Here is a 14,121-nt window from a genome sequence, read left to right as displayed (position 1 = left end):
TAAGCCGCTCGCGTAGCGGGGTTGGCTGCGCGTATCTTAATAATCATATGGCCATACGGCTTTGTAATGGGTGGTGTGGTCTCGCTAGTTTTACTTTTAGTTTATTCCCCGCTCATCTCCCTGCCAGAATGGTGCGCGTAAATCTTTCTTCAATAATTTTCCTGAGGGATTGCGGGGCAATACATCAAATATTTTAAGTTGCCGAGGTATTTTGTAACCGGCCAATTGCTCGCGGCAAAATGTTACCATTTCTTCTTCAGTCAAACTTTGCCCCGGTTTTAGCACCACACAAGCTAGCGGTGCTTCGCCGAATTTTGGACATGGTATGCCGACCACTGCAACATCGCCCACGGCAGGATGCTGGCTTAGGACGTTTTCAATTTCAATCGGGTAGATGTTTTCAGCGCCGCTGACGATCATATCTTTAATGCGGTCACGCAGGAAAATGTAACCTTGCTCATCGATAATTGCTGAGTCACCGGTGTGTATCCAGCCCCCTTGAAGTGTTTCTGCGGTGGCGGCGTCGCGATTGTAATAGCCAAGCATATTGGCTTCTGAACGAATTAACAGCTCTCCTGTTTCGCGACAAGCGAGGGTGTTGCCGTTGCTGTCGATCACTTTAACCTCTACGCCGGCTTGGGGTCGGCCACAGGACTGCAGTAACTCAGGTTGGTCGAGCAAGGCCCGGCGGTGATCTTCGGGCGATAAAGACACAATGGTGCCGGTGGTCTCAGTCATGCCATAGCATTGATAAAAATCGCATTTAAATACGTTTAATGCTCGTTCTAGCAGCCCTGTGCTTATTGGCGAGGCGCCGTAAAGCAATTGGCGTAAAGCGCTAAAATCGCGTAGCTCGATGTTGGGTACGTAGTCGAGTATGGCCATGATCATGGCGGGCACAACAAACATATTGTCGATTTTATAGTTTTCTAAATCATCTGCTACGGCCATTGGGTTAAAGTTGCTGTGCAATACTACGCTGGCTCCGGCGAGAATGGGTAATAGCAGGGTGCCGATGCCACCAATATGAAAATTCGGTGCGCAAACTAAGTCGCGGCTTCCCGGTCCTGCCTTGTTTGCCAATGAGGTGGCGGCTGACGTGTACAGGGCAAAAATATTGCGCTGGCTGGTGACCACGCCTTTGGGTTTACCTGTCGTGCCACTGGTGTAAAGCTGCAGTATTCCGGCATCGGCGCGGATATCGTCGCTTTTGACTGGCGTACTCACGCATTGACTAAGCCAGTGTTGCCAGTTTACGGCACTCCCCTCGCTATTTGCGGCGATAATGGCCAGACTTGCGTCGGCGAGTGGTCGTAATTTGCCGAGTAAGTCGATTAACGCCATGTCGGGTGCGAATAAGATTTTCGCCTCGGCATCATTCAGGACGTAGGCAACTTCCGGCGCTGCCAAACGGTAGTTTAGCGGTACGGCCACCGCGGCAATGCGGCTACATGCAATGACAATAGATAATACTGCTGGGCAGTTCTCGCAGAGAATCGCAACTCGGTCATTACTCACAATGCCGTGTTTCTGTAAGCCATTGGCGATACGGTGTGACTCTTCTGCAATCTGAGTGTAGCTAAAAACTTCGCCTTGGAATATTAGGCAGTCTTGCGCTGGATTGCGTTGGGTGTGGTAGTCGAAAAATTGGTGTATCAGCATGTCTTTCTCCGTCAAGCGGTTTTACTTTTATTGTTGCCTACTGTAAAACGCAATGGGGCTTATGCCCAGCCTTAGACCTGAAAACTGAAGGCGTCAATGGTAATAGTGGCGGCTAAAGACAATAAATACCCCTGGCTATTTTGTTCTAGCGAAAGCCGTCATTGCTTATTCCACGGTTACCGTGATATAGCTGGGCGTGGCAGGAGATTTACCTGGGTCGTTAAAATCATCGAATTTGTAATAAAATGTCTATCACCTGTCATCGCTTATCATTGAGATTCGCGTCGATGCGGGGCAATCTTGCATGAAGGTACATCACGCAAACACCAACAAAATAAACTGGGACGCTAAAATGAGTAACACAGCTTATATATACGACGCCGTTCGCACGCCAAGGACAAAAGGAAAAATGGGATCGCCTTTGAGTCAGGTGAAACCGGTGGATTTATTGGCGGGCTTACTAAATGGCTTGCGCGACCGCCATGATTTGGACACCGGCCTTGTCGACGACGTGGTTATGGGTTGTGTTACACCGGTAGGTGAGCAGGGTGCTTGTGTGGCAAAAACCGCCGTACTTAAGGCCGGTTGGGCGGAGTCTGTGGCTGGCGTGCAGTTAGATCGCTTCTGCGCGTCGGGTCTTGAGGCAGTGAACTTGGCGGCAATGAAGATAGCGTCAGGCTGGGAGGACTTGGTTGTCGCTGGTGGTATTGAATGTATGTCTCGTGTCGCCATGGGAAGTAGCGGCGGTGCGTGGGCAGAAGATCCGCAAATTGCCACTGATACGGCCTTTGTACCCCAGGGCATAGGCGCGGATTTAATTGCGACGCTCGCGGGTTTTAGTCGAGCTATGCTTGATGAGTTTGCGGTAGGTTCTCAGGCTAAGGCTGCAGCCGCGCGGGAAGCAGGTTTCTTTGATCGTTCGGTAATACCGGTTAAAGATGTCAACGGCATGACGATTTTGCAGCGTGACGACTTCATTAAGCCGGGAACAACAGTTGAAGGTTTAGCCGGTTTGCGTCCGTCCTTTGAAATGATGGGTAGCATCGGCTTTGACGATATTGCTATTAGCAAATACCCCCAAGTTGCCAAAATAAATCACGTTCACCACGCTGGCAATTCATCAGGCATTGTTGACGGTGCTTCGGCCCTGTTGATCGGTAGCGCAGCCGCAGGCGAAAAAATGGGTCTTAAAGCCCGGGGGCGGGTAGTTGCAACGGCAGTAACCGGCACTGAGCCGACTATTATGTTAACCGGTCCGGCACCCGCTACCTGGAAAGTTTTGCAAAAGGCGGGCATGAAGATCGAAGACATCGATCTGGTCGAAATTAACGAAGCTTTTGCCTCTGTTGCTATGCGTTTCCAGCAGGACACCAATATTCCTTGGGATAAGATCAATGTAAACGGTGGCGCTATTGCCATGGGACATCCGCTGGGCGCAACGGGCGGTATGTTGGTGGGTACGGTTCTCGATGAATTAGAACGTCGCGACAAACGCTTTGGCCTTATCACCCTTTGTGTTGGTGGTGGCATGGGTATCGCAACCATTATTGAACGGCTTTAACCGGATCGCGTAAATAATTAAGCCAAGGCCCGCAAAAAATAGGAGCTTGGGGCAGGGTTTTGTATTTGCCACTACGCGTTCAGCAAAATTAGACAGGATGAAATAACAATGACTGGCACATTTAATTACCAAAAAGACAGCGACAATATCGTTACCGTAACCATGGATATGAATGGTCCGGTAAATGCGATGAATGATGAATACTTGACGTTAATGGCTGAGACAGTAGATCGTCTTGAGGCCGAGCGCGATAGTATTGCTGGTGTGATTATTACCTCGGCAAAAAGCACGTTTTTTGCGGGTGGTGATATTAAAGGAATGTTGACCATCCAGCCGGGCGACGATGAAGTCGCCATGTTTGAGACCAACTTAAAGGTTAAGGATCAGCTGCGTCGTATAGAAAAACTGGGCAAGCCAGTGGTTGCGGCAATAAATGGCGCCGCACTCGGCGGTGGTTATGAAATCTGTTTAGCCTGCCATTATCGCGTGGCCATAGACAGTAAAGCGGTGCAGGTCGGCTTGCCTGAGGTGAGTTTAGGTCTGCTACCTGGCGGCGGTGGTGTCGTCCGTTTAGTAAGTAAATTTGGTGTTGAGCGGGCGATTATGCCGCTGCTAGAAGGAACGCGATTTAACGCGCAAAAAGCCTTGGCGAATGGTTTTGTCGACGAATTGGCGAGTGATGTTGACGACATGATGGCCAAGGCCAAGGTCTGGATTAGCGCGAATCCAACCGCGCAAAATCCTTGGGATGTAAAAGGCTTTAAGATTCCGGGTGGTGATCTACGTAAGCCGGCTATCGCGCAAATGATTCAGGGTGCAAACCCGATGATTTTCCAGAAGAGTAAAGGTCTTGTGCCTGCGCCGATTAAAATTTTGGACGTGATTGCTGGCACGCTGAAAATGGATTTCGATACCGCTCAGCTGGTCGAAACACGGACGTTTATTAGTTTGTTAACCGAGCCAAGCGCCAAGAACCTGATGACCTTCTTTTTGCAGATGAATCAGGTGAATGGCGGCGGCAGTCGACCGAAGTCAGTGCCTAAGACCAAGGTCAAGAAAGTCGGCATTTTAGGCGCAGGCATGATGGGGCAGGGTATTGCCTATGTTTCGGCCATGGCCGGTATTGAGGTGGTATTAAAAGATATTAGCCAGGACGCTGCTGACAAAGGTAAGGCCTATACCGATAAATTGCTGAGCAAGCGCGTTGCCAAAGGACGCATGAGCGAAGAGCAAAAGTTAGCCACGCTCCATTTAATCACGCCCTCTGCCGAGGCTGATGCTTTACGTGGCTGCGACTTGATCATTGAAGCGGTATTTGAGAATGTCGAGCTCAAGCACAAGATAACCAAGGAGCTCGAGCCAATGTTGGCTGAGGACGGAGTCTGGGGCTCTAACACCTCAACATTGCCGATCACTTTACTTGCCGAGCCATCGCTGAAGCCAGAGAATTTTATTGGTATTCACTTCTTTTCACCGGTCGACAGAATGCCCTTGGTCGAAATCATTGTTGGTGACAAAACCTCCGATGAAACCTTGGCGCGGGCTTTCGATTTTAGTCAGCAGATTAAGAAAACGCCGATTGTTGTTAATGACTCGCGTGGTTTCTTTACCTCTCGCGTGTTCGCTACCTATATCGATGAAGGCGCCTTATTGCTCGAAGAGGGGGTTGATCCGGTAGTAATTGAAAACATAGGCAAAGCTATTGGTATGCCAGTAGGGCCATTAGCGGTGCAAGATGAAGTAAGTCAGCAGCTTGCCGTTAAGGCCACCGACACCAACCGCGAATTAGATAAGCGTAATGGCGATAACTACGCAGCAGATACTGCAGCATATCGTCTGGCCAGTAAAATGCTCAACGAGTTTGGTCGTGGCGGTCGTGCTCATGGTGGCGGTTACTACGAGTATCCGGCTGACGGGGAAAAGTTCCTGTGGCCAGAAATCTACAATTGGCACTACAACAAAGCCGTTAGTCTGCCAAATGATGATATTAAAGATCGTCTACTGTTTAGGCAAATTGTTGAGTCTCTGCGTTGCTACCAAGAAGGGGTCATGAATAATGTGGCCGATGCCAATATTGGTTCGATCATGGGAATTGGCTTTCCGCCCTATACCGGCGGTGTTTTGCAGTATGTTAATACCTACGGCGTGGAGAAATTCGCCACTCGGCTGGCCGAGTTAGCCGCTAAATATGGGGAACGTTTTGAACCCCCGCAAGTGCTGCTGGATAAGGCAGAAAAAGGTGAGCTGTTTGCCTAAATTTACCGCTTGGTAGGGCGCAACGGCGGGCAGTCTTAACGTCGCCGCCGTTTCCGGTGCTTAAGGGCCGTATAGGACACGTGCGATAAATGAAAATGCGACCTTAGCCGGTTTATGATGGCTAAGGTCGCATATTGCGTTGTTTACGGTCGATCTTCGCGTAAAAACAGATTTGAGTCGTGGTGCAGGGACGCACCCGCGTGTAATTTTAGTTTTTCCATTGCCTGCTCGCCCAGTATGAGAACGATTGGCGCAGCGATTAAAATTGACGAGCTGGTGCCGATAACAATGCCAAATAGCATTGGTAAGGCAAAGCTGGCAACAGCACTGCCGCCTGCAATACCCATCGGCAGAAGGGCTAAAAAAGTCGTGGCCGAGGTAAATACGGTTCGGTTTAATGTTGATGTGAGGCTTTCGTTAATCAGGTCGGCGAGGGGCTTGTCCGGATTCGCGCGCAGGTTTTCACGTATGCGGTCAAACACCACCACTTTGTCGTTTACCGAATAGCCGATAAGAGCGAGTAGCGCGGCAATTGCAGTCAGGTTGAACTCGACGCCGGTGAGGGCAAAAAAGCCCAGGGTCTTTGTAATATCCAATGCTAAGGTTGCCATGGCGCCGATAGCAAAATAACGTTCATAGCGACTCCATAAATAAATAAACATGCCACTACAGGCTAATAATACTGCAATCATACTGGTGGCAATGAATTCGCTGCTTACACTTGGGCCAACCATTTCCAAACGCGGAAACGCCACGTCTTCAGCAACACTTGAGATCGCTGATTTTATTGCGCTTATCCGCGCCTCTGCATTTTCGGTCTGGGGCTGGCTGGGCAGGCGGACGAGGAAACTACCTTGTTCGCCAAATTCTTGGATCGCCACATTGTCGAGTTTTAGGGTGGCAAGGCTTTGCCGCAGGGTTTCTATATTGGTATTTGCGGGGCTGCGCACTTCTAGCACGGTGCCGCCATTGAAATCGATACCGGTGTGAAGCCCAGGCTGAAACATCAGGGCAATCGATGCCACTGATAACACTGCCGACATAATAATGCCGACGCGACTGGCTTTAAGAAATGGGATAGTTTGGTGTTTACCAAAGCCGTTTAGCAGGGCTAGGCCCTTTATGACGAGGGGCTTTCTGCCGAGTGTATTAACGCGCCAATCAAGGATTAATCGGGTGACGGCGATAGAGCTAAACATGGATAGTATTAAGCCGACCGCCATGGTTACAGCAAACCCCCGTACCGGGCCACTGCCGAACAAGAAGAGTAAGCCAACGGCGATTAGTGTGGTGATATTGGAATCGAGAATGGTACTAAAAGCGCGCTCGAAGCCGCGCTGTACAGCAAAGCGAGCGCTTACGTTGACGCGGCATTCTTCCTTAATTCGCTCATTGATGAGAATGTTGGCATCTACCGCCATGCCGAGACTGAGAATTAAGCCAGCAATGCCGGGTAGGGTTAAGGTTGCATCCAGGGCCGCGAGGGCGGCAATGAGTAAGGCCACGTAGATGATGAGCGCAGTGTTGGCGATAAGACCCCAGCGGCCGTAGGCGGCCATCATAAAACCAAGAACCAATGCTGCGCCTATAAGACCGGTGCTGACGCCCATGGCAATGGCATCACTGCCGAGGTCTGGACCTACTGTGCGCTCCTCAACAATGCTTAAGGACGCCGGTAGGGATCCCGCGCGCAACAGTAGCGAGAGATCACTAGCCTCACGGCTCGTAAAGTTGCCGCTAATTTGCCCTGCGCCACCGCTGATGATACTGCGAATAACCGGGGCGGTAACAACCACATTGTCGAGTACGATGGCAAAGGCACGGCCGATATTAGCCTTGGTAATGTCGGCAAATACTTCCGCGCCATGTTGATTTAAACGGAAGTTAACGACAGCCTCTTGGGTATTCGGGTCGAAGCCCAGCCGGGCATCGCTGAGATCGCCACCATTTATGAGCGACTGCCGGTTTAGGATGTACTGCTTTTGCGCCTCGGCGCCGGGTAAAACGAGGGTGGCGACGTCGCCATCACGGCTGGCGTCATGAACTAAATGAAAACTCATTTGCGCCGTACGGCCAATTAAGTCTTTAATTCGGCTGGGGTCTTTTACGCCGGGCAGCTGCACTAAAATGCCGGTGTTGCCTTGGCTGGTAATTAAGGGCTCGACTACGCCAGTTTCGTTAATCCGTCGTTTTAGCACCTCGAGACTGCGCTGTACCGCGTCCGCTAAAAGCTGTGTCCGGTATGCTTTGCTCATTTCAAAATGCAGGGCATCGCCGACAACACTCACTTTGAATTGCCGCGGGTTTTGGCCTTTTTGCAGATCTGCGGCCAGGTTTTGGCCCGCGTCTAATTGCGCGATATTGCGCAGTTTTATTGTCATGGTGTCGGCGGAGATCGTTGCCGGTGCTGCCGGAATCCCCTTGGTTCGCAGCTGGCTGCTGACCATGTCGACAAATTGCAGTCTGGTTTCGGCGAGCAATTTTTTATCGTCAATGTGCAGTAAAAGGTGGGATCCGCCACGGAGGTCTAAACCGAGTGTGACTTTGTGCTGCTGATACCAGTTAGGCGTGTCGGCGAGCCACGTACTGGGTAGTAGACTCGGTAAGGCAGTAATAATAGCGATCAGGACGATGGCTATATAACTAAAAATTTTGAATTTAATATATCGCATAAATCTCTCACGGTAAGGCGCCACCGCAGGCGGTGGTCACCGAACAATCATATTGAATCGCTTATGTTTCTAAACGCGGCTAAATACCCATAACGGCGTAGATCGACGCGGTGAAGCTGAGCTTATAAGCGGGAGGGCGGGGCGCGAGGATTTAAGATCTTGCAAAAATGGCGCCGACGTTGATCGAAGGTGTTTCTGCAATCTAGTGGACCAGTGTTTAAATATCGGCTTGAAAAAACGGACGGTTCAAGGAATACAGCCGCTTTGTCGATGTCCGGCTGGCTGCCACCGTCGATAATCAGGCGGCGTGGCTCCGCAAAACTGAGGCCTTGAGTTGTCAGAACAAATTCATTGCTCGGATTATCGCCGTTACTAGTAGAGAAATAAGATGACGGCGCGTTGGCGTTTTCAGTTAGCAAGAAAAGTAGACTAAGCAGCGCGGCAACGCAGCTGATTAGTGCTTTTGATTGGGTGATGGTCGTGGCATTCATATGAGGCAAGGCGGTGAGTTCCTTTGGCAAAATAGCCTATAGCCCGCGGCGAGCTTACCACACTAGCACGGCGGCAGATGGCCGTCACTAGGGTGGCTGCTAATATTTCAAACTTATGTCTTTAGGCACTGATTTCCGTTAGCGGCGGCGCTATGATGAGCGGGGTATTAAGGTGCTGGCATGACGCCTCGGCACGGTTGTTATGGTGTTTACCGAACAAGAAAATAAGTCTGTTTGGTTTTAGCGTAAATCGAAACGATTCCGTGCGGGGGTCGTTGCGCTGGAGAATAATGATAATCAAGTTTAGCCATTAATGGTGTTAAGCTTGCCTTGGCCGCGTTTGCATGTTGGTATCCGTCAGCGTGACCTAGAATTAACTGCTCGTCGTCTGCTCGCTCAAAAATTATATAAACAATGAGGGTACAGTTTTGCGATTACCTACTGTATGCGTCGAATATTTAGACAATTTAATTGCTTATCTGAGTTCTCAAGACGTGTGTCCATACCAATTGCAGGGAATTATGGGTTTAAAGCTTGAGGCGCACCTTACCGCGTACGGCCGATTCCCTTTGCGGCTGTTTGAAATGATATTGGATGCAGGTAGCCGGTTGCTGAAGGATCCCTATTTGGGTGCCCATGCGGGCGCACATAACTCAAAGCAGGCCTGGGGTATGGTCAGCTCTCTTGGTATGAGTGCGCCAAGCTCACGTGAGGCAGTGCATGCCGTAGTGGATTTTTCAAGATTGTTAATAGACCATGGCGATGTTGAGTATTCGGTCTTGGGTGAGGACTTAGCGTGTTTGAGCTGGGTGGTACCGCCACGGCAGCAGGCATCTCGGCAGCTGGTTGAATTCTTTTTTAGCAGCTGGTATCGGGTTAACAAACCGATGCTTGATCGCTGCTGCAGTAAACGCGAAATCCACTTTAATCATTGCGGCCCGGCCGGCAGCACGGAAATCGAGGCAATTATCGACGCGCCGGTTCATTACAATAGTGGCGCGAATTGTGTCGTTTTTGATAGTCACTTTTTAGACTTGCCGAGCCGTTTTCCTCACCCGGCGATCTATCGCTCTCTGATACAAGCCGCACGGGCGGAATTAGCCAATTTGCAACTGAAAGACCGTATTGTTAAAGAGGTTTTGGAATGCATTGTGCGCCAATTACCCGAGGGCGCACCTAAGCTAGAAGAGGTGGCTGCCGAGCTTGGTTTGGCGTCAAGAACTTTGCAGCGCCGCCTGAACAGCACTGAAACTAACTTTAAGGGTTTGGTCGATCACGCCCGCAAACAGCGCTCAAAAGCGTTAATCGATACCAGTAAAATGGGCTTGTTAGATATCTCTATCGAGTTGGGTTTTAGTGATCAAAGCGCGTTTCAAAAGGCCTTTAAACGCTGGTTTGGTTTAGCGCCGGGGCGCTACCGGATGGGTCAGCAGATAATACAATGAATGCAGGTGACGTATTCCATTGACGAATTTCTAGTAGTAAACGTTATTAGCTTACAGCGTGTTTTGCGCTTGAGTCAGTAGCTCGCCTAGCCAGAGTAGGGCGGGATCATGACTAACACTTTTATGGCGAAATAAACGTAGCTCTAATTTCGGCGAGTCAAAGGGAAGTGCCCGGCTGGGGAGCTGCCAGTGCGAGGCGATGCTACTGGGAATCGCCGCGATAAAATCAGACTGGTTCAGTAGGGCGGGTAGCGCGGCATAGTGTTGCAAACGCAGGGCAATGCGCCGTTGCTGACCAATTGAACGCAAGGCCAGATCAATATAGCCAGAGCCACTTAATCGGCTGGACACATGAACATGACGGCTGTTGACAAATGCGTCTAAATTGAGCGTGCCCTTGCTTAACGGGTGTGCCTTGCGCATGACGCAGGCGTAGTCGTCGGCAAAAATAGGCTGACTAATTAACTCCGGGTGGCTGAGCAGGGGAGCATCGATCGCGAGGTCGAGATTGCCACTGGCTAGTTCAAAAGGAACTTCTCGCCGATCTATAAAAACCACTTCGAGATTGGTTTCTGGCGCGAGTAGCGCAAGCTTTTTTAGCAATGCTGGCAATAAGATAAGCTCGGCGTTTTCGGTCGCGTGGAGCCGGAAGGTTCGTTTACTGGTGGCGGGGTCAAAACCAATACGAGCGACTACGCAGTTGTCGAGACTTTTTAAGGACTCCCTCACCGTGCTAATCAATTGCCGTGCCAAGGGGGTGGGGTTCATGCCGCCGGGGCTGCGCACAAAAAGGGGGTCATTGAAGATGGTGCGCAGTTTTGCTAGTGAGCTGCTTACCGCCGGTTGAGTCACGTGTAAAACACCCGCGGCCCGGGTGAGGCTTTGCTGGGAGTAAATCGCTTCAAATACGACAAACAGGTTTAGGTCAATCTTGAGATTGCTCATTATGCGCGCCTTACTATAATCTTTGTTTATTATGGTATATAACAACAATCAATTTCAATAATGATTGGTGTGTGGGTATGATTTAGCCTTCTGAGTTATGAGGCTGGATAATGGTAGAGATAGTGGTGGTTCGACATGGTCAGGCTGCCTTTGCCAGTGACGACTATGATCGTCTCACGGATATTGGCTGGGAGCAGGTGCGTCTATTAGGCGAGTACTTTGGCGAGGCTGAGCGGGGTTTTGATGCGGTGTTTACCGGCACGATGCGCAGGCACCGAGAAACCTTGGCGGGAATTCGCGATGCTTTTGCCCAGTTTACGCCCGTCATCGCCATGCCTGAGGCGCTGGCTTTACCTGACTTGAATGAATACGACTTTCACAGTTTGGTAGACGCTTATTTGGCGAATATTGGTGAAGAAATAGATCGCAGCGAGCCACGCAGTTTTTACCGTACCCTGCGGCTTGCTTTGATCGCGTGGAGTCGCGGCGAACTCAGCGATGTTCTCGAAACCTGGGCAGCGTTTGAGCATCGGGCGCGTTCCACCTTGACTTGTTTAGCCGAAACCCAGGGTCGGGTTCTGGTGGTGACGTCCGGTGGACCAATTAGCGCGATGCTGCGTGAGGCTCTCAAGCTCGATGTCGAGACAATGGTGAATTTGAATTTACAGGCAAAAAACTCCGGGATAACTCGCTATTTCAGTAAAGGTCAGCAGTTTCATTTAAATACCTTTAATGCCGTGCCGCACTTGGCGGCGGCAAGCCACCAACACTTAATTACTTATACCTAATTTTTGTTAATACGATACCGGAAAAGGACAACGCAATGGATTTAAGCCAGAGTCACAAGGGTCAGCAGTTATTGACAAAATTAAATGCTTTTATGGAAGAGCATATTTATCCCAATGAAAAAGCCTATGCCGAGCAGTTGCACAGCGCAGAGAATCGCTTTGGTATTTTACCGTTAATGGATGAGCTTAAACTGAAAGCCAAGGCGGCAGGTTTGTGGAATCTATTTTGCCCAGAGGAATTTCCAGAGTACTGTGAGCACGGTGGTTTAAGCTTTACTGACTACGCCCCGCTCGCCGAGGTAATGGGGCGGGTTATTTGGTCGCCAGAAGTGTTTAACTGCAATGCGCCAGACACCGGCAATATGGAAGTGTTTATGAAATACGCCACTGACGCCCAGCGCGAACAGTGGTTAACGCCCTTGCTCAATGGCGATATTCGCTCTTCCTACGCAATGACCGAGCCTCAGGTTGCCTCCAGCGATGCCACTAATATTGAACTCAGCATTGTCAAAGATGGCGATGAGTGGGTGCTGAACGGGCGTAAGTGGTTTATTACCGGCGCAATGAATGAGCGCACTGCCATTTTTATCGTAATGGGCAAGTCTGATCCAGATAATGCTAACCGTCATAAGCAGCAGAGTCAGGTGTTGGTGCCTAAGGGCACGCCAGGCTTGTCGATTATTCGACCGCTCAGCACATTGGGTTACGACGATGCGCCAATTGGTCATGCTGAAATTGTATTTGAAAATGTACGGGTGCCGCTGGAAAATATTTTGCTGGGCGAAGGTCGAGGCTTTGAAATTGCCCAAGGACGTTTGGCCCCTGGCCGTATGCACCACTGCATGCGGTTGATTGGCGCGGCGCAGCGCTCCCTAGAGCTGGCCTGCCAGCGCGCGGTGTCACGGACTACCTTTGGTAAGCCTCTGAGCAAGCATCAATCGGTGCGCGAGGAGATCTCCAAGAGCTTTTCTGAAATTGAAATGGCGCGTTTGTTGGTTTTAAAAACCTGTAAACAGATCGACGAACAGGGGCCAATGCAAACCACCGATATGATTGCAGCCACCAAAACAACCGTGCCATTGCTGGTGCAGAATGTCATAGATCGCTGCATGCAGTTGCACGGCGCAGGTGGCTTAACGGAAGATTACTTTATGGCTGAGGCGTTTAATTACGCGCGTTGGTGTCGCCAAGCTGACGGCCCAGATCAAGTGCATCAAATGGCCTTGGGCAAACAAATCATTGATCGCTACGCTGTTTAGGGAGGATGCATGGCAACTACTTTTGCTTTAGATACTGTGGTTTTAGGCGCCTATCTTGAAAAAAATATAGCGGGCTTTAAGGGGCCGCTGATCGCCGATAAATTTGCCGGTGGCCAGTCCAATCCGACCTACCTAATAGCGGCAGCCAGTGGCAAATATGTGCTGCGGCGCAAGCCGCCGGGTGAGTTGCTGAAATCTGCTCACGCGGTAGACCGTGAGTATCGCGTGATGAAGGCGCTGGCCCAAACCAATGTGCCCGTGCCTAAGATGCGAGTGTTGTGTGAGGACGACAGTATTATTGGTTCAATGTTTTACGTTATGGATTACATTGATGGTCGAGTTCTCTGGGACGCGGCGTTGCCAGAGCAAAACCCCGCCGAGCGCAGCGCTATTTACGACGCCATGAATCAAGTTTTAGCCGATTTGCATAATGTGGATGTTGACGCTATTGGCTTGAGTGATTACGGCCGTCCCGGCAATTACTTTGAGCGCCAGCTTAGCCGTTGGACTACCCAATACCGCGCCAGTGAAACTGCAATAGTGCCGGCTATGGAAGCGATGATTGAGTGGTTAAACGCCAATCTGCCGCCAGACGACGGTTTGGTGTGTATTAACCACGGTGATTTCCGGCTCGACAATATGATGTTCGACAATAAAGAGCCTAAGGTTTTGGCTTTGTTTGATTGGGAGCTGTCGACCTTGGGGCACCCCTACGCCGACCTAGCTTACCAGTGTATGCAACTGCGTATTCCTAGCGATGCGGCCATTCCGGGGCTTGGCAGTGTCGACCGCGAGGCACTGGGCATACCCTCTGAGCAAGAATACGTACGACGATATTGTGAACGGCGCGGTATTGAGGGAATTGATCACTGGGTGTTTTACCTGGTCTTTGCGTTTTTCCGCCTCAGCGCGATTTTGCAGGGTGTGTACAAGCGTGCGCAGGATGGCAATGCCTCGAGCGAGAAGGCTATGGCCTATGGCGCATTGGCGGCACCGCTTGCTGAGCTAGGCATGCTGTTGATCGAAAAAGGCGAGTAATAAG

10 protein-coding genes are annotated in these 14,121 nt (G+C 50.5%); 6 read left to right on the top strand and 4 right to left on the bottom strand.

The genetic code is table 11. The features are described from left to right. Positions 1-96 precede the first annotated feature (96 nt). Positions 97-1,662: a long-chain-fatty-acid--CoA ligase gene (locus ABYP33_RS00635; protein WP_373087095.1), complete on the bottom strand. Its 1,566-nt coding sequence runs from the start codon at positions 1,660-1,662 to the stop codon at positions 97-99. 352 nt (positions 1,663-2,014) lie between these two features. Here ABYP33_RS00635 and ABYP33_RS00630 point away from each other — a divergent pair, with 352 nt between their 5' ends. Then, entirely contained in the window at positions 2,015-3,223 is a 1,209-nt protein-coding gene (locus ABYP33_RS00630) for an acetyl-CoA C-acetyltransferase (protein WP_373087093.1), read from the top strand. A gap of 108 nt (positions 3,224-3,331) precedes the next feature. Next, positions 3,332-5,479, top strand: a complete 2,148-nt coding sequence (locus tag ABYP33_RS00625; RefSeq protein ID WP_373087091.1) for a 3-hydroxyacyl-CoA dehydrogenase NAD-binding domain-containing protein — start codon at positions 3,332-3,334, stop codon at positions 5,477-5,479. Between the two features lie 143 nt (positions 5,480-5,622). On the opposite strand, the gene secD is transcribed toward ABYP33_RS00625, so the two are convergent. Together secD and ABYP33_RS00615 are read right to left on the bottom strand one after the other, a co-directional pair. Further along, on the bottom strand, positions 5,623-8,151 hold the full coding sequence (secD, locus tag ABYP33_RS00620) for a protein translocase subunit SecD (RefSeq protein ID WP_373087089.1): 2,529 nt from the start codon (positions 8,149-8,151) through the stop codon (positions 5,623-5,625). Positions 8,152-8,273: 122 nt separating this feature from the next. Further along, positions 8,274-8,672 carry a hypothetical protein gene (locus ABYP33_RS00615; protein WP_373087087.1) on the bottom strand — a complete coding sequence of 133 codons (399 nt, stop codon included), beginning with the start codon at positions 8,670-8,672 and terminating at the stop codon, positions 8,274-8,276. Between the two features lie 491 nt (positions 8,673-9,163). Here ABYP33_RS00615 and ABYP33_RS00610 point away from each other — a divergent pair, with 491 nt between their 5' ends. Further along, on the top strand, positions 9,164-10,087 hold the full coding sequence (locus tag ABYP33_RS00610; protein ID WP_373087085.1) for an AraC family transcriptional regulator ligand-binding domain-containing protein: 924 nt from the start codon (positions 9,164-9,166) through the stop codon (positions 10,085-10,087). A gap of 51 nt (positions 10,088-10,138) precedes the next feature. On the opposite strand, the gene ABYP33_RS00605 is transcribed toward ABYP33_RS00610, so the two are convergent. After that, a complete protein-coding gene (locus tag ABYP33_RS00605; protein WP_373087083.1) occupies positions 10,139-11,032 on the bottom strand; it encodes a LysR family transcriptional regulator in 894 nt (297 codons plus the stop codon). 110 nt (positions 11,033-11,142) lie between these two features. Between ABYP33_RS00605 and ABYP33_RS00600 the strand changes: the two genes are divergently transcribed. Genes ABYP33_RS00600 through ABYP33_RS00590 form a run of 3 tightly spaced genes read left to right on the top strand, consistent with a single transcriptional unit; the run spans position 11,143 to position 14,117 of the window. Then, positions 11,143-11,820 carry a histidine phosphatase family protein gene (locus ABYP33_RS00600; RefSeq protein WP_373087081.1) on the top strand — a complete coding sequence of 226 codons (678 nt, stop codon included), beginning with the start codon at positions 11,143-11,145 and terminating at the stop codon, positions 11,818-11,820. Between the two features lie 35 nt (positions 11,821-11,855). Continuing rightward, positions 11,856-13,079, top strand: a complete 1,224-nt coding sequence (locus ABYP33_RS00595; protein WP_373087079.1) for an acyl-CoA dehydrogenase family protein — start codon at positions 11,856-11,858, stop codon at positions 13,077-13,079. A 9-nt stretch (positions 13,080-13,088) separates the two neighbouring features. Further along, on the top strand, positions 13,089-14,117 hold the full coding sequence (locus tag ABYP33_RS00590; RefSeq protein WP_373087077.1) for a phosphotransferase family protein: 1,029 nt from the start codon (positions 13,089-13,091) through the stop codon (positions 14,115-14,117). Positions 14,118-14,121 lie beyond the last annotated feature (4 nt).

Source organism: Zhongshania sp., from assembly GCF_041584495.1.
Taxonomy (GTDB): Bacteria; Pseudomonadota; Gammaproteobacteria; order Pseudomonadales; family Spongiibacteraceae; genus Spongiibacter.
This window is presented reverse-complemented; position numbering and strand designations above follow the sequence as displayed.

What these genes read in the sequence shown, in the direction of transcription:
- ABYP33_RS00635 (WP_373087095.1), bottom strand. Translation starts at nt 1,662, where the DNA reads ATGCTGATACACCAATTTTTCGACTACCACACCCAACGCAATCCAGCG.
- ABYP33_RS00630 (WP_373087093.1), top strand. Translation starts at nt 2,015, where the DNA reads ATGAGTAACACAGCTTATATATACGACGCCGTTCGCACGCCAAGGACA.
- ABYP33_RS00625 (WP_373087091.1), top strand. Translation starts at nt 3,332, where the DNA reads ATGACTGGCACATTTAATTACCAAAAAGACAGCGACAATATCGTTACC.
- secD (WP_373087089.1), bottom strand. Translation starts at nt 8,151, where the DNA reads ATGCGATATATTAAATTCAAAATTTTTAGTTATATAGCCATCGTCCTG.
- ABYP33_RS00610 (WP_373087085.1), top strand. Translation starts at nt 9,164, where the DNA reads ATGGGTTTAAAGCTTGAGGCGCACCTTACCGCGTACGGCCGATTCCCT.
- ABYP33_RS00605 (WP_373087083.1), bottom strand. Translation starts at nt 11,032, where the DNA reads ATGAGCAATCTCAAGATTGACCTAAACCTGTTTGTCGTATTTGAAGCG.
- ABYP33_RS00600 (WP_373087081.1), top strand. Translation starts at nt 11,143, where the DNA reads ATGGTAGAGATAGTGGTGGTTCGACATGGTCAGGCTGCCTTTGCCAGT.
- ABYP33_RS00595 (WP_373087079.1), top strand. Translation starts at nt 11,856, where the DNA reads ATGGATTTAAGCCAGAGTCACAAGGGTCAGCAGTTATTGACAAAATTA.
- ABYP33_RS00590 (WP_373087077.1), top strand. Translation starts at nt 13,089, where the DNA reads ATGGCAACTACTTTTGCTTTAGATACTGTGGTTTTAGGCGCCTATCTT.